The organism is Cellulomonas pasadenensis (assembly GCF_047229365.1).
Classification (GTDB): domain Bacteria; phylum Actinomycetota; class Actinomycetes; order Actinomycetales; family Cellulomonadaceae; genus Cellulomonas.
In genome coordinates this window covers 1-18880 of record NZ_JBFTEP010000074.1, presented here as the reverse complement: position 1 = coordinate 18880, position 18880 = coordinate 1, and the positions used below count along the sequence as shown (strand labels likewise).

General features: G+C 76.5%; 17 protein-coding genes. 6 read left to right on the top strand and 11 right to left on the bottom strand.

Annotated features, from left to right (window positions below; all coding sequences use genetic code 11):
* From ftsL to mraZ, 3 genes are all read right to left on the bottom strand, one after another.
* A partial coding sequence (gene ftsL, locus AB6N23_RS11565; RefSeq protein WP_412866205.1) for a cell division protein FtsL occupies positions 1–455 on the bottom strand: 455 nt, incomplete at its 3' end.
* Positions 452–1456, bottom strand: coding sequence for a 16S rRNA (cytosine(1402)-N(4))-methyltransferase RsmH (rsmH, locus tag AB6N23_RS11560; protein WP_412866204.1), 1005 nt, complete (start codon positions 1454–1456; stop codon positions 452–454). The genes rsmH and ftsL, both read right to left, overlap by 4 nt.
* A gap of 288 nt (positions 1457–1744) precedes the next feature.
* Positions 1745–2218 (bottom strand): division/cell wall cluster transcriptional repressor MraZ, encoded by a 474-nt coding sequence (gene mraZ / locus AB6N23_RS11555; RefSeq protein WP_378205056.1) that lies wholly within the window; start codon positions 2216–2218, stop codon positions 1745–1747.
* Positions 2219–2620: 402 nt separating this feature from the next.
* Here mraZ and AB6N23_RS11550 point away from each other — a divergent pair, with 402 nt between their 5' ends.
* From AB6N23_RS11550 to AB6N23_RS11540, 3 genes are read left to right on the top strand one after another with little or no spacing between them, the layout of a single operon-like run.
* Positions 2621–3619 carry an AAA family ATPase gene (locus tag AB6N23_RS11550; RefSeq protein ID WP_378205052.1) on the top strand — a complete coding sequence of 333 codons (999 nt, stop codon included), beginning with the start codon at positions 2621–2623 and terminating at the stop codon, positions 3617–3619.
* On the top strand, positions 3619–4875 hold the full coding sequence (locus tag AB6N23_RS11545; protein WP_412866203.1) for a DUF58 domain-containing protein: 1257 nt from the start codon (positions 3619–3621) through the stop codon (positions 4873–4875). The genes AB6N23_RS11550 and AB6N23_RS11545 overlap by 1 nt, the downstream gene beginning before the upstream one ends.
* Complete coding sequence (locus AB6N23_RS11540; RefSeq protein ID WP_412866202.1) at positions 4872–7190, top strand: transglutaminase TgpA family protein; 2319 nt, start codon at positions 4872–4874, stop codon at positions 7188–7190. The genes AB6N23_RS11545 and AB6N23_RS11540 overlap by 4 nt, the downstream gene beginning before the upstream one ends.
* 332 nt (positions 7191–7522) lie before the next feature.
* Here the strand turns inward: AB6N23_RS11540 and AB6N23_RS11535 are convergent, their stop codons facing one another.
* Genes AB6N23_RS11535 through AB6N23_RS11525 form a run of 3 tightly spaced genes read right to left on the bottom strand, consistent with a single transcriptional unit; the run spans position 7523 to position 9642 of the window.
* The gene (locus AB6N23_RS11535; protein ID WP_412866201.1) at positions 7523–7930 is read right to left on the bottom strand and encodes an SCO2097 family morphological protein; all 408 of its coding nucleotides are present in this window, start codon (positions 7928–7930) and stop codon (positions 7523–7525) included.
* A 36-nt stretch (positions 7931–7966) separates the two neighbouring features.
* On the bottom strand, positions 7967–9196 hold the full coding sequence (locus AB6N23_RS11530) for a DNA polymerase Y family protein (RefSeq protein ID WP_412866200.1): 1230 nt from the start codon (positions 9194–9196) through the stop codon (positions 7967–7969).
* A gap of 14 nt (positions 9197–9210) precedes the next feature.
* Positions 9211–9642 carry an SAV_6107 family HEPN domain-containing protein gene (locus AB6N23_RS11525; protein WP_412866199.1) on the bottom strand — a complete coding sequence of 144 codons (432 nt, stop codon included), beginning with the start codon at positions 9640–9642 and terminating at the stop codon, positions 9211–9213.
* A 128-nt stretch (positions 9643–9770) separates the two neighbouring features.
* On the opposite strand from AB6N23_RS11525, the gene AB6N23_RS11520 reads away from it, so the two are divergent.
* Positions 9771–10679: a spermidine synthase gene (locus AB6N23_RS11520; RefSeq protein ID WP_412866198.1), complete on the top strand. Its 909-nt coding sequence runs from the start codon at positions 9771–9773 to the stop codon at positions 10677–10679.
* 109 nt (positions 10680–10788) lie between these two features.
* On the opposite strand, the gene AB6N23_RS11515 is transcribed toward AB6N23_RS11520, so the two are convergent.
* The 5 genes from AB6N23_RS11515 to AB6N23_RS11495 form a co-directional block, all read right to left on the bottom strand.
* Positions 10789–10992: a cold-shock protein gene (locus tag AB6N23_RS11515; RefSeq protein ID WP_378205031.1), complete on the bottom strand. Its 204-nt coding sequence runs from the start codon at positions 10990–10992 to the stop codon at positions 10789–10791.
* A gap of 302 nt (positions 10993–11294) precedes the next feature.
* A complete protein-coding gene (locus tag AB6N23_RS11510; protein WP_412866207.1) occupies positions 11295–12230 on the bottom strand; it encodes a proteasome assembly chaperone family protein in 936 nt (311 codons plus the stop codon).
* A 98-nt stretch (positions 12231–12328) separates the two neighbouring features.
* Positions 12329–12766, bottom strand: a complete 438-nt coding sequence (locus AB6N23_RS11505; protein WP_378205028.1) for a response regulator — start codon at positions 12764–12766, stop codon at positions 12329–12331.
* A gap of 29 nt (positions 12767–12795) precedes the next feature.
* Positions 12796–14358, bottom strand: coding sequence for a sensor histidine kinase (locus tag AB6N23_RS11500; RefSeq protein ID WP_412866197.1), 1563 nt, complete (start codon positions 14356–14358; stop codon positions 12796–12798).
* Positions 14355–15575 (bottom strand): PP2C family protein-serine/threonine phosphatase, encoded by a 1221-nt coding sequence (locus AB6N23_RS11495; RefSeq protein WP_412866196.1) that lies wholly within the window; start codon positions 15573–15575, stop codon positions 14355–14357. The genes AB6N23_RS11500 and AB6N23_RS11495 overlap by 4 nt, the downstream gene beginning before the upstream one ends.
* Positions 15576–15774: 199 nt before the next feature.
* On the opposite strand from AB6N23_RS11495, the gene AB6N23_RS11490 reads away from it, so the two are divergent.
* Both AB6N23_RS11490 and AB6N23_RS11485 read left to right on the top strand, forming a co-directional pair.
* Positions 15775–18021, top strand: a complete 2247-nt coding sequence (locus AB6N23_RS11490) for a HelD family protein (protein WP_412866206.1) — start codon at positions 15775–15777, stop codon at positions 18019–18021.
* Between the two features lie 177 nt (positions 18022–18198).
* Positions 18199–18880 (top strand): DUF4956 domain-containing protein (locus AB6N23_RS11485; protein WP_412866195.1); only part of this gene is annotated, 682 nt, incomplete at its 3' end.

Genomic DNA, 18880 nt, shown 5'->3' with positions numbered 1-18880 from the left:
CCCTTCTGCTTGTACGGCTTCTTGCCGCCACCACGGACCTCGCCACGGTTCTTCGTGTCGTGGGTCCCCTGGACGCTGCCGTCCGCGAGCCGCAGCCAGCCGGTGCCGTTCGCCTCCACCATGCCGAGGCCGCGCGCGGCCTCCGCGAGGCGCGCGGGCGACGAGCGCTGGTCGAGCGCGGCGACGAGGTCCTTGCGGTCCTGGTCGAGCCGGCTCAGCTCGTTCGACAGCTCGTACCGCTCGAACGCGAGCGACGCCATCTGCGTGTTGAGCAGCAGCGCGGTGAGCAGCGCGCCCGCGAGGACCGCCATGCACGCGATGACGAACGGCACCCGCGAGCGTGCCTGCTCGGGTGCGCGCACGACCCGCAGGCGGGGCGCCGGCGCGGCGGACAGACGGGCGGGCAGCGGGTACGCACGCGCGGTGCGTGCGGCGCTGGCAGGCAGGGCGCTCATGCGGTTCTCCTCGCGGTACGCAGGTGATCGGGGGTGGGGCGCAGGCGCTCGGCGGCCCGCAGCCGGACGGACTGGGCGCGCGGGTTGCGTGCCAGCTCCTCGGCGTCGGCCTCCTCGGCGCCGCGGGTCAGCAGGCGCAGGTACGGCGCGTGCGTCGCCGGCTCGACGGGCAGGTCGGGGGGTGCGCTCGACGTCGCGCCCGCGGCGAGCGCGCGCTTGACGAGGCGGTCCTCGAGCGACTGGTAGGACTCGACCACGACGCGTCCCCCGACCGCGAGCGCCTCGATCGCGGCGGGCAGCGCACGCTCGAGCGCGGCGAGCTCGCCGTTCACCTCGATCCGCAGCGCCTGGAAGGTGCGCTTGGCGGGGTGCCCGCCGGTCTTGCGCGTCGCCGCGGGGATGCTCGCGCGGACGATGTCGACGAGCTCGGCGGTCCGCGCCAGCGGGGCCTGCTCGCGGCGGCGCACGACGGCCCGCGCGATCCGGGCCGCGAAGCGCTCCTCGCCGTAGACGTGCAGCACCCGCGCGAGGGCACGCTCGTCGTAGGTGTTGAGCACGTCCGCCGCCGTGACGCCGCGCGTCGGGTCCATGCGCATGTCGAGCGGCGCGTCGTGCGCGTACGCGAACCCGCGCTCCGTCTCGTCGAGCTGCAGCGACGACACCCCGAGGTCCATGAGGACGCCCCGCACGGACGGCAGGCCCAGGCGCTCGAGCACGTCGGGGATCTCGTCGTAGACGGCGTGCACGGGCGTGAACCGCTCGCCGAACGGTGCGAGCCGCGCACCGGCGAGCGCGAGCGCCTGCGGGTCCCGGTCGATGCCGACCACCCGCACGTGCTCGAACGCGCGCAGCACGCCCTCGGTGTGACCGCCCATGCCGAGCGTCGCGTCGACCATCACGGCGCCGGGCTCCGCGAGCGCGGGGGCCAGCAGGTCGAGGCAGCGCTGCAGGAGGACGGGCACGTGCCGCGACGCGGCGTCCGCGTCGGTCGGCTCGCCCATGGCCCTCCTCCTCCTGCTGCGTCGTGGTGGTGCGTCGGTGGTGCGTCGGTGGCGGCACGACCGGTCGGTCGTCGTGCTGCCCACCGCCGGGGTGCCGGCCGGGCGGACCCTCCTCCGTCCGGCCAGATCCCCCACCGACCTCTCTGGCGCCGGGGAAGTGCGTCAGAGCGGACGGGAGGAGGTCTCGTCGGGCGGAGCAGGGTGTACGGGGCCGCACCACCGGCGAGGTGTGCCGGCGGTGGCGGGTGCTGCGTCGGGTGTCGGCGGACGACGGGTGGGGCGGACGGCTCAGAACGGGCCGTTGGGGAAGACCTCCTCGGTCGTGTCGGCGTACCCCGCCTCCTGCTCGGACAGATAGGTCTCCCACGCCTCGAGGTCCCAGATCTCGACGCGGGTGCCGGTGCCGATGACGGCGACGTCCCGGTCCAGCCCCGCGTACTTGCGCAGGACCGGCGGGATGGAGATGCGTCCCTGCTTGTCGGGCAGCTCGTCGCTGGCCCCGGAGAGGAAGACGCGCAGGTAGTCCCGCGCCTGCTTGCTCGTGACGGGCGCCTGCCGGAGCTGGTCGTGCATGCGGCGGAACTCGTCCATCGGCAGCAGGAAGAGGCACCGCTCCTGCCCGCGCGTCATGACGAGCCCCGGGGCGAGCTGCGGCCGGAACTTCGCCGGGAGGATGAGCCGGCCCTTGTCGTCCAGGCGTGGCGTGTACGTCCCGAGGAAGGGCGCGAAGGAGCCGAAGGCGCCGGTCGAGTCATGCGACACCTCACTCCCTCCTGAGCCCGTCCCTGCCGTGTCCACCCACCGCGGGAGAGCGGTCGCTCCCCGTCTCTCCACGTGCCTCCACGGTACTCCACTTCCCTCCACGCGCATCTCGTAGAAACGCCAACTTCACCCTTACGGCACGCGTTCATGCAGGTCAGAGACGTGGAGTGAAGTGGAGGACACGACGCGTCACCGACGTGTCGCACCTCCGCGACGGATTGCACCGGCAGGACGAAACGGTCCGATCGCGGGCGATCCGGACGCCGTGCGGCCGGCGCGGGGAGAGACGTGGGGGGAGGTGGGGGCGGTCCGCGCCGCGGGTGGAGGGAAGTGGGGCGGACCGCCCCCGGACGTGGCGCGCGCCACGTACGCTCGTCCCAGTCCGCCGAGGGAGTCGCACACATGCAGGCACTGCCGTCACCGGACGAGCTCGACGGGCTCGTCTCCGTCACACGCCGGCTCCGCGCCGGCATCGAGTCCGTCGTCACCGGGCGTCCGGAGCTCGTCCGCGTCGCCCTCGCGGTGCTCCTCGCCGAGGGGCACCTGCTCCTCGAGGACGTGCCCGGCGTCGGCAAGACCACGCTCGCCAAGGCGATCGGGCGCAGCATCGACGCGCCGGTCGGGCGCATCCAGTTCACGCCGGACCTGCTGCCCAGCGACCTCACCGGCGTCAGCATCTTCCGCGCGCAGACGCACGAGTTCGAGTTCCGTCCCGGACCGGTGTTCGCGCACGTCGTCATCGGCGACGAGATCAACCGCGCCTCCCCCAAGACGCAGTCCGCGCTGCTGGAGTGCATGCAGGAGGCGCAGGCGACCGTCGACGGGCGCACGTACCCGCTCCCCCGCCCGTTCCTCGTCGTCGCGACGCAGAACCCGGTGGAGATGGAGGGGACCTATCCCCTGCCGGAGGCGCAGCGCGACCGGTTCATGGCGCGCCTGACGGTCGGGTACCCGAGCGTCGACGCGGAGATCGCGATGCTGGACGTGCAGGAGACGGCCGACCCGCTCGAGCGGCTGCGGCCCGTGACGACGGCCGCCGAGGTGGGCCGCCTCGTCGACGTCGCCCGCCGCCTGTACGCCGCTCCCGCGCTCAAGCGGTACGTGGTCGACCTCGTCGCCGCGTCCCGCGAGGACCCTGGCCTGCGGCTCGGTGCGTCCCCGCGCGCGGCGATCCAGCTGCTGCGGGCCGCGAAGGCGCTCGCGGCCATCGGCGGGCGCGACCACGTCCTCCCCGACGACGTGCAGGAGCTGGCCGTGCCGGTCCTGGCGCACCGGCTGCTGCCCAGCACCGAGTCGCGGCTGTCGGGCCGCACGACGCAGGACGTCGTCGGCGACATCCTCGCGCGGACCCCCGTGCCCGCCCTCGACCCGCCCGCCCGCGTGCGGCGCGCGCTGGGCTGATGCGCCTGCGGCCCACCCCGCGCGGCTGGGCGCTGGCCGCTGCGGGCGTCGTCGCGCTCCAGCTCGGCGTGTCGCTCGGCTCGCTCGACCTGGTGCGCGCCGGCGTCCTGCTGCTCGTGCTCGTCGGCGTCGCCCTCGCCGCCGTCGCGCTCGGCGACCCCGCGCGCGGACGGCGCCGGCTCGACGTCGTCCGCGACGTCAGCCCGAACCCCGTGCACGCCGGCGACGAGGCGCAGGTGCGGGTCGACGTGCGCGCGGCCGACGGGGCCGGCCGCGCACGGCTCGCCGGGCTGCGCTTCGCGGAGCAGGCCGCCGTGGAGCTGTCGGGCGGCCGGCCGCTGCGCGCCCGCGTGCGCCGCGCCGCCGACCACGTCGCGGTGACCTACCCCGTCCGCACCACGCAGCGCGGCCGCTGGCCCCTCGGCCCCCTCGTCGTCAGCCGCACCGACGTGTTCGGCGTCGTGCGCGCGCGCACGACGCTCGGCCGCGAGTCGGAGGTCGCCGTGTGGCCGGCCGTCACGGCCCTGCCCGCGCCGAGCGACGTGCTCGTCGGCGAGCCCGACCGCGTCGCGCTGGGCGCCCGCACGCCGTCGACCGACGACGCGAACCTGCGCGACTACCGCGAGGGCGACGACCTGCGTCGCGTGCACTGGCGCTCCAGCGCCCGCCGCGGCGCGCTGCTCGTCCGCTCGGACGAGCGCGCCGGCATGCGCCCGGTCACCGTGCTGCTCGACCTGCCGGTGCGGCAGAGCACCGCCGAGTGGACGATCTCCCTCGCCGCGTCCGTGGCCCTCGCCATGCTGGACGGCGGGCACCCCGTGCGCCTCGTCGGCGCCGGCATCGCCGCGGGTCGGGGCGCGGTCGGCGCGTCCGCCTTCGTGCACGCCCGCGGTGGCCCGGAGGCCCGCGCCGCGCTCCTCGACATGACGATCGACCTCGAGCCGGCGCGCTCGTCCGCCGAGGCCGACGCCCACCTGCTCGACGCGGCGCGCCTGCTGCACACGGCCGACGGCGGCGAGATCGTCATCGCCGTGCTCGGCGCGCTGTCCGGACCGGCGCGCGCGGCCCTCGCGCACGTCGGCGACTCCGCCCACGGCTGGGCGCTCGTGCAGACGGACGGCCGGCACGCGGGCGACACCCGCGACGCCCAGCACACGCAGGCCGCGCTCGTGCGCGCCGGCTGGCGGGTCGCGGGCGCGACCGCCGGCGAGGACCCCGTCGCCTGCTGGCTGCGACTGCTCGGGAGCACGCGGTGAACCGGCCGCACGGGCCCGAGCAGGGCGTCCGGGCGGTCGTGGGCACGGCACTCGCCGTCGCCGCCACGTGGGCCGGCCTGCTGGCGCTGGGCACGCTCATCGCGGGCCGCCGGTGGTTCGTGGTCGCGTGCGTGGCCGTGCTCCTCGTCGCGGTCGTCACCGCCGTCACCCGCGCGCTCACGCGGACGTGGTGGGCCCCGACGGCCGTCGGGGCCGCGGTGGCCGTCGTCGGGCTCGTGCTGCGCTACGGCGCCCCGCCGGGACGTCCCCAGTTCCTGCCCGACCCGGACGCGTTCCGGCGCACCTGGGCGCTGGCGCGCGAGGGCGTGGCCGTCGTCAACGACTCGTTCGTGCCCATGCCGGACGTCCGGCCGGGCGAGCTCCTCGTCGTGGTCGGGGCGCTCGCCGTGCTGCTGCTGGTCGACCTCGCCGTGGTCGCGCTGCGGGTGCCGGCGCTGTCCGGGCTCGCGCTGGTGGCGCTGTGGGTGCCGGGTGTCCTGCTCGGCTTCCCCGCCGGCGGCGCGCCGGTGTTCTGGACGGGCGTGGCGTACCTCGCGCTGCTCGCCTACGGCGCGGCGCCGCAGCACGCGCACGCGGGCCGGCGCCGCCGCGTCGTCACGACCGGCGCGGGTGCGGCCCTGGTCGCCACGGTCGCGCTCGTGGCCGGACCGCCGCTCATGGACGTCCCCGGCTGGGCGTCGGTGGGGCTTCCCCAGCTCGGCGCGGCACCCGTCGGGCCCCTCGAGCTCAGCGACCAGCTCGACCTGCGCGAGAGCCTCGGCGCGCGCTCGGCGCAGGAGGTGCTCCGGTACAGCGTCGTCGACCCCACCGCGGGGCCGGACGGCACGGACGACGACGAGGCCGGCGTCGCCGCGCTGCCGTCGGTCGAGGAGACGGCAGCGACGGCTCGGGCGGTCGACGCCCGGCTCGTCGGGCCGCTGCGCGCGTTCACGCTGACGGCCTTCGACGGGCGGACGTGGCAGCGCACCGAGCCCGAGGCGGTGCAGGAGTGGGACCCCACGACCCTGCTGTCCTCCGACGCGGCCGTCGCCGGCTCGGTGCCCGACGCGACCGCCGGCACGCTCGCCCAGGTCGACGTCGTGGTCGGCGCCCTGCGCGAGCGTCGCCTGCCCGTGAGCACGCACCCGCGCACGGTGCAGGTGCCGGGCGACTGGGCCTGGGACCCGCGGCGCGACGAGGTCGTCGGCCAGGACTCCACGGACGCCGACCTGGCGTACTCCATGCTCGTGCAGGTCCCCCAGCTCACCGCCGACGAGCTGCGCGACGCGCCCGTGGGCACGCCGCCGGACGCCGGCCTGTACACGGCGGTGCCGGACACCGAGCACCGCGACGACGTCGAGCGCCTCGTCGCCGAGCTGACCGCGGACGCCGAGACCCCCTACGCGCAGGCGATGGCGCTGCAGGGCTGGCTCCGGTCGGCGTCGAACTTCACGTACGACACGCGCGTGCCGCCCGCCCGCACGTCCGACGCCGTGTGGGACTTCCTCGAGTCGCGGCGCGGCTACTGCGTGCAGTTCGCGACCGCGATGACGGTCATGGCGCGCATGCTCGACATCCCGGCCCGGGTCGGTGTCGGCTTCCTGCCCGGCGAGCGGGCGGAGGACGGCTCGTACGTCGTCACCGGCCGGCTCGCGCACGCGTGGCCCGAGCTGTACTTCGAGGGCCAGGGCTGGGTCCGGTTCGAGCCGACACCCGCCTCGCAGACCGGCGCGCCGCCGACGTGGGCGGACCCGTTCACGGGCGTCCAGGCGCCGGGCTCGGTGCCGGAGGAGCTCACGCCGGGGCGCGTCGCGCCGGCGCCCGCGGCGACCGCCACCGCACCGCCGACGTCGGCGCCCGCCACGGAGGACGACTCCGTGCCCTGGCCGGCCGTCGCCCTCACCGTGGGGCTCGGCGTCCTCGTGCTGGGCGGCGGCGCGACCGTGCTGCTGCTGTCCCGGCGCGGCCGCCGGGTGGTCGAGACGACGCCCGAGCGCGCCTGGGCGACGCTGCGGCGTGACCTCGCGCGCCTCGAGCTCACCTGGTCCGACGCGGCGACCCCTCGCGGCGCGCTGCGCGACGTGCAGCGCGCGCTGCTGCTGCGCGCCGAGGGCACGCTCGACGGCGCGGCCCTCGCCGCGTTCGAGCATCTCGTCGCGGCCGTCGAGAGCGGCCGGTACGCCCCCACGCCGCAGGACGTCGACCCGGCCGCGCTCGACGGGTGGGTGGCCGCCGTGCGCGACGGGGTCACCGAGCTCCTCGGCGAGCGTCCGCGCGCCGGCGCGGTGCCGCGGATCGGCCGGTCCTCGGGCTGACGGCCGACGACGGCGGGTCCGCGGTCGCTCGTGCCGCGTGCGTGCGCAGCGCTCGACCGGTGCGCCGTGCGCAGCGCTCGACCGGTGCGCGCGACGCTGCTCGTCCCCTCGCCGGGCCCGCCGGGGTGCTGCCCGCCGCGTCCCGGCGCGACGACGCCGCCGGCTCGAGGAGCCGGCGGCGTCGTCGTCCGCGTGACTGCGGACGGGAGCGGGCGGTGCGTGTGCCCGGTGCGCCGCGGTCGGCGCTCGGGTTCAGGCGGCGGGGTCGGTCAGCAGGCCGCGTCGGTCAGGCGGCTGCGCAGGTCAGGAGGCCGCGCCGGGGCGGGCGCGGGTCAGCGGTCGCCCTCGTGGCGCCGACGGTCCCAGCGCTCCTCCATGCGGGACATGAAGCCCTGCTTGCGCGTGGCGGGCCGTGTCGCGCCCGTGGGACGGCGGACGGTGCCGTCCGGGCGGACGGCTCCCTGCGGCCCCGACCGCGTACGACGCGGCGCGGCGAACGCGGACGCGACGGCGGCGAACATCACGACGAAGCCGAGGGCACCGAGCCACGGCTCGGACGACGCGGCACCGACGACCAGGAGCAGCAGTCCGACGACGGCACCCGCGCCGGCGATGACGTACCGCATGACCGGGCGACGACCGCCGCGGCTGGTCAGCGTGTTCGCGAGCCGAGGGTCGTCAGAGGTCAGCTGACGTTCCATCTGCTCCAGAACGCGCTGCTCGTACTCGGAGAGAGGCATGACGACCCCCGTCGCACTCCGGTGGACTATGGGTGATCAGGATATGTCGGCGGTGACGATGGTGGAAGTCGAGCGCTGCGCCACGCGGGCGACCGTTCCGGGTGAGACTCGCCACGGCAGGCCGTCCGTGCCCGCGACGGTGCCCGCCGGGACGGCGACGGGGCCTGCGAGAGGCGGCACGGCGTCGGTCCGCTCGCCCGCGACGGGTCCGCGCACGCCCGCCGGGACGTCCTGCAGACGCCCGACGGCCACGGTCAGCGACTCCGGCACCGCGACCCACGTGAGGCCGGCGAGGAGGTCCCGCGCGACCAGGTGGAGCTCGCGGCCGCGGTCGGACGGCGTCGTCAGGGCGCGCGAGCGGGTGTGCTCGGCCCCGTCGGCCGTGCGCACGGTGAGCGCCACGGTGCGGCCGGCCTGCCGGCGCACCCCGAGCGCGCGGCCGCACGCGTGCGCCGCCTCCCGCAGCAGCTCGTCCAGCACGTCCCGCTGCCCGCGCGCCGCGGCGCACGGGACGTCGACCCGCACGACGGGGTCGGCCGCCGACCGCGGCCGGGGCACCACCGGCCGGGCGTCGCGGCCCCGGGCGAGGTCGCGGAGCCAGTGCACCGTCGCGGGCCGGTCGAGGCCGCGCAGGAGCACGGCCGAGGCGTCCGCCAGCTCCCCGAGCCGCCGGATGCCGGCCGCGGCGAGCGCCGCCTCGAGGGGGCCGTCGACCTCCGCGAGCGCCGCCACGGGCTGGTCCCCCAGGAACCGCGCCGTCGCGGCGTGCGGCACCAGCAGGACGCCGTCGGGGCCGGCCGCGCGACCGGCGAGCCGGGCGACCACCTTGGTCGCACCGATCCCGACCGAGCACGTCACGCCGTGCTGCTCCCGCAGCCGTTCACGGACCCCCCAGGCGATCGCCGTGGGCGGACCGAGCCGACGACGGGCGCCGCCCACGTCGACGTACGCGCCCGCGTCGCCCACCGGCTCCACGAGGGCGGTGACGTCCTCGAGGACCGCGAGCAGACCCGCCCGCACGGCGTCCTCGGCCGCGGGGTCCGCCGCGACGACGACCGCGTGCGGGCAGCGCGCCAGGGCGGCCGCCAGGTCGTCCCCCGCTCGCACCCCGAACGCGCGCGCCGGGGCCGACGCGTCGCGCACCCGGCCGCCGTCGTCGACCAGCACGGGCAGCCCCGCGAGCTCGGGCCTGCGCATCAGCGCGACCTGCGCCGCCGGCGCGTCCACCTCCACGTGCAGGACGTGGCAGCCGTCCTCGGCGGGCACGGTCGGATGACCGCTCACCGGGACGCCAGCGCGCGCGCCGGCGTCGCCGCGTCGCCGAGCAGCAGCGCGCGGGCGGCGTCGACGAGGTCCTCGGCCGCGCACAGCGCCCGCTCGGCCCTGGCCTCCGACACCAGCTCGAACCGGCCGGCGTCGACGGCGGAGCGCAGGGCGGCCGACTGGGCGAAGAACGCCGAGTGCGCGTGCAGCTCGGGCGCCACCGCGTCGAGCATGCCCCAGACCGTCCGCGGCGCACCGCGGCCCGCGGGACGCCCCCGGGCGGCGACGACGGCCGCGCCGGCACGCAGGGCCGCGAGGTGGGCGTGCGAGAACATCTCCCACGGCTCGCCGGAGAACTGGGCCGCCAAGAGCTCGGCGTCCGCCCGCGCGAGCAGGTCGGCGGTCTGCGGCGGCAGGGCGGTGGCCGCCTCGGGTCGCAGGACGCTCACCCGTCCGGACATCGCACCCACCTCCCTCGTGGCGGCACCTCCGCCGACACCATGATCGAACACCTGTTCGAATAGCGCAATCCCTTGTCGGTCACGGGCTCGCGCCGACGGGCCGTTACCGTGACCCGGTGGCCCGTCGCACCGCATCCTCCCGCCGACCACCGACACCCGCGCCGGACGTGGCGCCGTGGCCCGTGGGGCCCGTCGCCGTCGCGACCGGCACGGCGGAGGTCGTGCCCGAGCCGGGACGCCCGCGCGCCGCGACGCTGCTGGTCAACGGCGTGCCGAGCTCGTTCGTCGACCTCGACGACCCCGACCTGCTCGACTTCGAGTACATGCAGCAGATGGCCGCGGTCGTCGGCACGCTCGCCGACCGGCGCCCCGACCCCGCGGTGCTGCACCTCGGCGCCGGCGGCTGCGCGCTCGCGCGCACGCTGGCCCACCGGTACCCCGGCGCGCGCCAGCTCGCCGTCGAGCTCGACGGCGAGCTGGCCCGGCTCGTGCGCGCGTGGTTCGCGCTCCCCCGCGCACCGCGCCTGCGCCTGCGCACCGGCGAGGCGCGCGCCGAGCTCACCGGCGTGGGCGACGCGTCGTGGGACGTCGTCGTGCGCGACGTCTTCGCCGGCGACCGCACGCCCGACCACCTGACGACCAGCGAGGTCGCCCGCGAGGTGGCGCGCGTGCTGCGGCCCGGCGGCGTCTACCTCGCCAACTGCGCCGACCGGCCGCCGCTCGCCCTCGCCCGGGCCGAGGCGGCGACGCTCGCCGGCGTCTTCCGGCACGTGGCCGTCGTCGCGGAGCCGGGGCAGCTGCGCGGCCGCCACTACGGCAACGTCGTCCTCGCGGGCACCGACGACGACGGCCTGCTCGACGACCCGGCGCTCGCACGGACGCTGCGCACCCTGCCCGTCCCGGCACGCATCCTCGTGGGCGCCGAGCTCGACGGGTTCGTCGGCCGCGCGACCGCGCTGCACGACCCGCCGCAGGAGCCGCCGCACGCCCCACCCGCGTCGCCACCCGAACCGGCCACGACCTGACCGGCCGGGCCGGGGGACGACGGACCGCGCACGACGACGGGGCCGCACCCGTGGGTACGGCCCCGTCGTGCGGCCGGGCCGAGGCCCGGCCGAGCTCATCGCGCAGGTGTCACAGCGGGCGGACGTGCTCCGCCTGCGGACCCTTCGCGCCCTGCGTGATCTCGAACTCCACGCGCTGCCCCTCGTCGAGCGAGCGGTAGCCCTGGGAGTCGATGGCCGAGTAGTGGACGAAGACGTCGGCGCCGCCGCCGTCCTGGGCGATGAACCCGTAGCCCTTCTCGGCGTTGAACCACTTGACCGCACCCTGTGCCATGTCGTGCTTCCTTCGCGTCCCACCGGTGACCGGCGCGGGCACCGTGCCCGCGCCGCGCCGCAATGCCTCACGTCCTGCACCGGGTGGTCCGACCCGCGAGGGCCGACGGTTCCGCGCCTCGCGCCTGACGGGGCGACCACGGGTCCGGTCGAGCGTCCGTACGTCACTGCAACGGCCGCATCCTTGCACGCGTCGTGTGGCGCACGCCACGTCAGGTGGACATGCGTCCGCCTGCCGCCGGCAACGATCCGGTCACGACGACGCCCGCGAGCGCGCCGCCGGTCCGGCGTCGCGCGCGCCCGTCAGCGGCCGGGGTCGTCGTCCGTCTGCTCGGCGAGGAACCGCTCGAGCTCGGCGCCGATCTCCTCGGCCGTGGGCAGGTCGGTCGTCTGCGCGAGCAGGCTGGTGCGCCCGATGCTGCGGGTGAAGGCGTCGTACTGCTCCTCGAGCGCCTCGACCACCGACGCGACCTCGGGCGCCTGCGCCACCTGGCGCTCGACCTCCCGCATCGCCTCCTCGGCGGCGGGCTCCAGCGCGGCGACGGCGAGGTCGAGCCCCGTCGCACGCTCGACCTGCCGCAACGCGGTCACCCCCGCCGTCGGGTAGGCCGACTGGGCCAGGTAGTGCGGCACGTGCACCGCGAAGCCGAGCGCGTCGTGCCCCTGCTCGCCGAGCCGCAGCTCGAGGAGGGCCGTGGCGCTGGCGGGCACCTGCACGGTGCCGAAGAACGAGGTGTGGTCGGCGACCAGCTCGGCGCGCGTGGCGTGCGCCGTCACCGACGCCGGCCGGGTGTGCGGGACGCCCATGGGGATCCCGTGCACGCCGACGACCAGCGGGACGTCGAACCGCTCCACGACCTGCCGCACGGCGGCGACCCAGCGCTCCCACTGCGTGTCCGGCTCGACACCGTGCAGCAGCAGGAACGGGACGCCCGCCGCGTCCTCCAGCAGGTCGACGGCCAGCTGGGGCGCGTCGTAGTCGGTCCAGCCGTCGCCGTCGAACGTCATGACGGGCCGGCGCGACCGGTAGTCGAGGAGCTGGTCGACGTCGAAGGTGACCAGCCGCTCGCCCGTGCCGGCGGACAGCAGGTGCTCGGCCGCGAGCTGCCCCGCCTGGCCGGCGTCGACGAACCCGCGCACCGCGTGCAGCAGCACCGGTCCCCTGCCGCCCGTCGCGCGCGCGTCCAGACGCTCGGCCACCTGCACGTCCACGTCGTAGATGCCCCGGGGGTCCAGCATGTCGCTCCGCTCGTTCACGTCGTCGTCCCTGTCACACCGGTGCAACGCCGCGGGGCCCCCTGCTCTTCCCGCGGTGCCTGCGGCCGCCGCGGGAGCCGTCAGCGCCCGGGCAGCCGCACGACCTCGACGAAGAACTCGTCGATCTGCCGCACCACGTCGATGAAGCGGTCGAAGTCCACCGGCTTCGTGACGTACGCGTTGGCGTGCAGCGAGTACATGCGCAGCACGTCCTCCTCCGCCTCGGACGTCGTGAGCACGACGACCGGGATGGCGCGCAGCGCGGCGTCGGACTTCAGCGCCTCGAGCACCTCGCGCCCGTCCATCCGCGGCAGGTTGAGGTCGAGCAGGATGAGGTCGGGCGTGGGGGCGTCGGCGTGCTCGCCCTCCTTGCGGAGGAACTCCAGCGCGCTGACCCCGTCGGACACGACCGACAGGCGGTTGCGGACCTTGTTGTGCTCGAAGGCCTCACGGGTCATCAGCACGTCGCCCGGGTCGTCCTCGACGAGGAGCACCTCGATGGTCTTCTGGTCCGCCACTACTGCTCCCGTCGTCCCCTCGCGGGGAATCAGCCCTCGTCGGCCGCGGGCAGGGTCCACCGGATGGTGGTGCCCTCCCCCTCGGTCTCGGGGATCCAGATCCGACCGCCGTGGAACTCGACGATCTTCTTGCACAGCGCCAGGCCGATGCCCGTGCCCTCGTAGACGTCCTTGGCGTGCAGCCGCTGGAAGATGACGAAGACGCGCTCGGCGTACTGGGGGTCGATGCCGATGCCGTTGTCCCGGCACTCGAGCTGCCAGGAGTCTTCCACGCGGCGCGCGCTGACGTGGACGTGCGGCACACGGTCGGGGTGCCGGAACTTCACGGCGTTCCCGACGAGGTTCTGGAAGAGCTGGACGAGCAGCGGCTCCTCGCCGCGGACCGTCGGCAGCGGGTCGTGCGTCACGACGGCGCCGGCGGCCTCGATGCGCTCGTCGAGCTGGTCGACGGCGCGCGCGAGCGCCTTGTCGAGGTCGACGTCGACGACCTCGCCGCCCACCCGCCCGACCCGCGAGAACCCGAGCAGGTCCTGGATGAGCCGCTGCATGCGCTTGGCGCCGTCGACGGCGAAGTCGATGTACTGGTCGGCCCGCTCGTCGAGCTGGCCGCCGTACCGCTTCTGCAGCAGCTGCGTGAAGCTCGCGACCTTGCGCAGCGGCTCCTGCAGGTCGTGCGACGCCACGTAGGCGAACTGCTCCAGGTCGCGGTTGGAGCGCCGCAGCTCCTCGGCCTGCTCGGTGAGCCGCTCGTGCGCGTCGGCGATCTCGGCGCGCGACGTGCGGAGCTCGCCCAGCTGGGCGACCAGCGCGACGCGCATCTGCTCGACGTCGCCCGCCAGCTGCTCGATCTCGCCGGGTCCCCGCACGGCGACCGGACGGTCGAGGTCGCCCTCGGCGACGGCCCGCACGTCGGCCGCGAGCGCGTCGACCGGGGACACCACCCAGCGGCGCAGGGCGACCCAGATGAGGACGCCGACCACCACGGCCGTGAGCACGACGGTCGTCAGCAGGATCGCCGAGAGGGTCGTCATGCGCTCCAGGTCCGCGACCGCGTCCGAGCGGATGCCGCGCAGCCGCTCGAGGTACGTGCCGACCGTCGCACGGACCTCGTCGAAGTAGCCGCGGCCGCGCTCGACCTGCTCCGGGGAGACGGAGTCGGCGCCCTCCGCCTCGATCTGCGCGATCATCGGCTCCGCGTGCTCGGAGTACCAGGCGCGTGCGGCCGCGGCGGCGGCCCCGTAGTCGTCGAGGACGGCGTCGTCGCCCGACCGCTCCGCCACCGCGCGCGCCGTCCGCTCGAACTCGGCACCGATCTCGAGCGACCGCTCGTACGGCTCGAGCGTCACGGGGTCGCCCGTGAGCGCGTAGCCCCGCAGCCCGGTCTCGGCGTCGACCATCGACACGAGCGCCCGGTCCGTCTCGCTGACGGCCTGGAAGTACTGCTGCGTCACGGCCTCCTGCAGCGAAAGCGTGCGCGCGAACACGGTCCCCGTCAGGAGGACGACCAGTCCCAGCACGAGCCCCGCGGACACGAAGAGGGCGGCGAGCCGGCGGCGCAGCGTCGCGGACGTGCGCACGGTCGCCGGGCTCACGCCTCCCACCCCAGCAGGACCACGGCGGCGTCGTCGACGAGGTCGCCGCCGTGCCGGGCGCGCACGGCGCCGATGAGGTGGCCGAGCACGGGGTCCTCCTCATGGCCGGGGACGGGGACGGGAGCGCCCGTGGTGGCGCGCGAGGTCGCGTGGGCGAGCTCCATGAGCCCGGCCTTGCCGAGCCGCTCGCCGCCGCTGCCGACGGTCGCCTCGAGCAGGCCGTCGGTGTACATGAGCACCCGCCACGACGACCCCAGCTCGAGGCGCCGTGCGGGCCAGCCGCCGCCGACCGGGATGCCCAGGGCCCGCCCGCGGGCGTCGGCGGGCAGCAGGTGCACGCCGTCCCCCAGCAGGAACGGCACCGGGTGCCCCGCGAGGTACAGGTCGGCGGACCGCCGGTCGGGCGCCACGGCGAGCATCGACACCGTGGTGAAGACCTCCGGCCGGGCCCGCTCGGCGTCGAGGACGCGCTCGAGCAGCCCGAGGATGTCGTCGGCGGGCACGTCCGCCAGCACGAGCGTGCGCCAGGCGGTGCGCAGGGTCGCGCCGAGCGCCGCCTCGTCGGGGCCGTGGCCGCACACGTCGCCGACCAGCGCGAGCACGGTGCCGTCCGGCCGCTCGACGACGTCGTAGAAGTCCCCGCCGAGCAGGCCGTCGCGGCCGGCGCGGTAGCCCACGCGGACCTCCAGGCGCGGGTCGGCGACGACGGGGCGCGGCAGCAGGGCGCGCTCCAGCCGGTTCGTCTCGGCGGCGCGCACGAGGCTGCGGTACAGCGCCCGGTCGGTCTGCTCGAGGCGGCGGCGCTGCACGGCGTAGCGGACGGCGCGGGCCAGGCTCTCCCCGTCGACGTCGCCCTTGACGAGGTAGTCCTGGGCGCCGGCCGCGAGCGCGGCGAGACCGGCGTCGGTGTCGGTCAGGCCCGTGAGGACGACGATCGGCGGCGGCGCGTCGGCCGCCAGGAGGCGTTCGAGCGCGCCGAGGCCCATCGCGTCGGGCAGGCCGAGGTCGAGCAGCACGCAGTCGGCGTCGAGGTGTGCGAGCGCCTCGTCCACGGAGCGGGCCCACACGATGTGCTCGGCGAGGCCGGCGTCGGCGAGGTGCTCCTGGACGAGCAGCGCGTCGCCCTCGTCGTCCTCGACGAGCAGCAGGCGCAGGCGGCCGTCGACGTCCGCGGGTGTGCGCACGTCGTCGTCCGACGTGGCCGGGGAGCTCGTCACGCCCGTCCTTCCGCAGGTCTGCCCCGCGGTGGTGCGGGATCGGCTGGGTGAACTGTAGGGCAGCACCGTCCGTGCGGTGCACCGCCGGGACGGCGACACGCCCCCGGACGGGCGGCGCGACGGGCCGGTCCCGACGCAGCGGATAATGGTCGGCCGCCCGTGCGCCCGCACGGTGGCGACGACGGGGGTGAGCACGCAGGTGGCTGGGAGCGACCGGGAGCTGGACGGCGAGCAGCGGGTCGTCGACGGGCTGTACGCGCGCCTCGACGAGCTGCGCGCGCAGGCGCGCCGGCGGCTCGCCGACGTGCGGCGGCAGCGCCCGTCGGGGTCGCCGCAGAACCGCTCCGAGCGCGACGCCTTCGCGACCCTCTACGAGGACCGCGTGGCGCAGCTCGAGGCCGTCGAGGAGCGGCTCGCCTTCGGTCGGCTCGACCTCGTCGACGGCGACCGCCGGTACATCGGCCGCATCGGGCTCACCGACGAGGAGCAGACCCCTCTGCTCACCGACTGGCGGGCACCCGCGGCGCAGGCGTTCTACCGCGCCACGTCGGCGCAGCCCGACGGCGTGGTCCGCCGCCGCCACCTGGTCACCGCTGGGCGTCGGGTCACGGGCGTGGAGGACGACGTCCTCGACCTCGACGCGCTCGCCGCCGCGGGCGTCGACCCGGCGACCCTGTCGGGCCTGTCGGGCGAGGGCGCCCTGCTCGCCGCGCTCGGCGCGGGACGCACCGGCCGCATGGGCGACATCGTCGCGACCATCCAGGCCGAGCAGGACGCGATCATCCGCTCCGACCTGGGCGGCGCGCTCGTCGTGCAGGGCGGCCCCGGCACGGGCAAGACGGCCGTCGCGCTGCACCGGGCGGCGTACCTGCTGTACAACCACCGGCGGCTGCTCGAGCGCTCGGGCGTGCTCCTCGTGGGGCCGTCGCGCACGTTCCTGCGCTACATCGACCAGGTGCTGCCGTCGCTGGGCGAGACGGGCGTCGTGACCGCCACCGTCGCGGAGCTGGTCCCGGGCGTCGAGGCCCGGGGCGCCGAGGACGACGCCGTGGCGGCCGTGAAGGGCCGGGCCGTCATGGCGCGCGTCGTCGCGCGCGCCGTGCGCCAGCGGCAGCGCGTGCCCGCCGAGCCGGTCCGCGTGCGCGTCGACGGCCGGACGGTCGTCGTGCGCCCGGACGACGTCGCCGCCGCCATCGCGCGCGCCCGCCGTCAGCACAAGCCGCACAACCAGGCCCGCGTGACGTTCGTGCGCGACATGCTGTCCCGGCTCGCCGAGCAGTACGTGCAGCAGCTCGCGTGGGACGTCCCGCCGGAGGACCGCGCCGAGATCGTCGAGGACCTCCGCACGACGCGCGAGATCCGGGTCGCGCTCAACCTGGCGTGGATGCCGCTCACGCCGCAGGGCCTGATCCGCGACCTGTACGCCAAGCCGCACCGCCTGGAGGCGGCCGCGCCGGACCTCTCGCCCGCGGACCGCCGCCTGCTCGCGCGGCCCGCCGACGCGCCGTGGACGCCGGCGGACGTGCCGCTGCTCGACGAGGCCGCCGAGCTGCTCGGCGAGGACGACCAGGCCGCACGGGCGCAGGCGCGCGCCGACGCGGAGCGCCGCGCCGCGGAGGTCGAGTACGCGCGCAACGTGCTGCGGTCGACGGGTGCGGGCGACATGGTGTCGGCCGAGGTGCTGGCGGACCGGTTCGCGAGCAGCGGGCCGTCGCTGACGACGGCCGAGCGCGCCGCGGCCGACCGGACGTGGGCGTACGGGCACGTCGTCGTCGACGAGGCGCAGGAGCTGTCGCCGATGGCGTGGCGCGCGCTGCTGCGCCGCGTGCCGACGCGCTCGCTCACGATCGTCGGCGACGTGGCGCAGACGTCGGCGGCCGCGGGCGCCCGCGACTGGGGGCGCACGCTGGACCCCGTCCTGCGCGGCAGCTGGCGGCTCGCCGAGCTCACGGTCAACTACCGCACGCCGCGGACGGTCGCGCAGGCGGCGCAGCGCGTGGCGCGGGCGGCGCGCCTGCCGGTCACCCCGCAGACGTCGGCGCGGGACGTGGACGACGCGCTGCGGGTGCGCCGGTCGGCCGACGACGGCGCGCTCGTCACCGACGCGGCGGCGGCCGCGCACGCGCTGGTAGCGGAGGTCGGCGGTGCGGGCGGCGCGGGCCGGACCGCGGTCGTGGCGGTCGGGGCGCGGACGTCCGCGGTGGTGGCGGCCCTGCGCGCGCTCGGCCACACGCCGCCCACGGGGGACGCCGTCGACCTCGACGCCCCGCTGGTCGTCCTCACGCCCACGCAGGCGAAGGGGCTCGAGTTCGACGCGGTGGTGCTGGTCGAGCCCGCCGAGGTGCTCGCCGCGTCCGGCGGTGACCTGTACGTCGCGATGACGCGCCCGACACGGGTGCTGCAGGTCGTCCACGCGCAGGCGCTGCCGCCCGGCCTGGAGGGCTGACAGCGGCTCCGCGAGGCGCCGACGCCCGACGTCGAGAACGTTGTCGATATCGATACGGAAAACGTTTCGGACGTTGACGGCGTGGTCGCCGCGCCCGCAGTGTCCCTGTCGTTCGCACACCGTCCACCGGGAGTTCACCCGGGACGGCCGACGGCACTGCAGGGGGTGCACACCGTCATGGACCGACTCGTGCTCATCGCGGCCGACCTGGTCGCCGTGGGTCTGCTCACGTGGACGTACTTCCGCCGGCACCGGCGCCGCGACCTCGTCGTCGCGTTCATCGGCGTCAACGTCGGCGTGCTCGCCGTCGCGTCGTCGCTCGGCGCCGGCGGCGTCGGCGCCGGGCTCGGCCTCGGGCTCTTCGGCGTGCTGTCGATCATCCGGCTGCGGTCGACCGAGATCGGCCAGCGCGAGGTCGCCTACTACTTCGCGGCGCTCGCCCTCGGCATCCTCGGCGCGCTCCCCGCGCCGCAGCCGTGGCAGGGCCCCGCGCTGATGGCGCTCCTGCTCGTCGCCGTGCTCGCCGCCGACCACCCGCGCCTGCTGCAGCGGCACCGCCGCCAGGAGCTGGTCCTCGACGGCGCGCACGTCGACGAGGTCGCGCTCGTCGCGAGACTGGAGGGGCTGCTGGGCGGGCGCGTGCACGGCGTCAACGTGCAGCGCGTCGACCTGGTCGACGACACGACGTGGGTCGACGTGCGGTACGAGGTGCTGCCGCCGCCCGCGTCCGGCCGCCGCCGCACCGGGCGGCGCACCGACCCCCGGACCGAGCCGGCCGTGACGCGCACGGGCGTCCTCGCCGGCGCGGCCCGCAGCACCGCCGGCGGACCGGCGGCACCCGCGCACCGCGGCACCGGCC

Excerpts from the sequence above, each read along its gene's own strand:
- rsmH (WP_412866204.1), bottom strand. The coding sequence starts at position 1,456 with ATGGGCGAGCCGACCGACGCGGACGCCGCGTCGCGGCACGTGCCCGTC.
- AB6N23_RS11550 (WP_378205052.1), top strand. The coding sequence starts at position 2,621 with ATGCAGGCACTGCCGTCACCGGACGAGCTCGACGGGCTCGTCTCCGTC.
- AB6N23_RS11545 (WP_412866203.1), top strand. The coding sequence starts at position 3,619 with ATGCGCCTGCGGCCCACCCCGCGCGGCTGGGCGCTGGCCGCTGCGGGC.
- AB6N23_RS11535 (WP_412866201.1), bottom strand. The coding sequence starts at position 7,930 with ATGCCTCTCTCCGAGTACGAGCAGCGCGTTCTGGAGCAGATGGAACGT.
- AB6N23_RS11515 (WP_378205031.1), bottom strand. The coding sequence starts at position 10,992 with ATGGCACAGGGTGCGGTCAAGTGGTTCAACGCCGAGAAGGGCTACGGG.
- AB6N23_RS11510 (WP_412866207.1), bottom strand. The coding sequence starts at position 12,230 with ATGCTGGACCCCCGGGGCATCTACGACGTGGACGTGCAGGTGGCCGAG.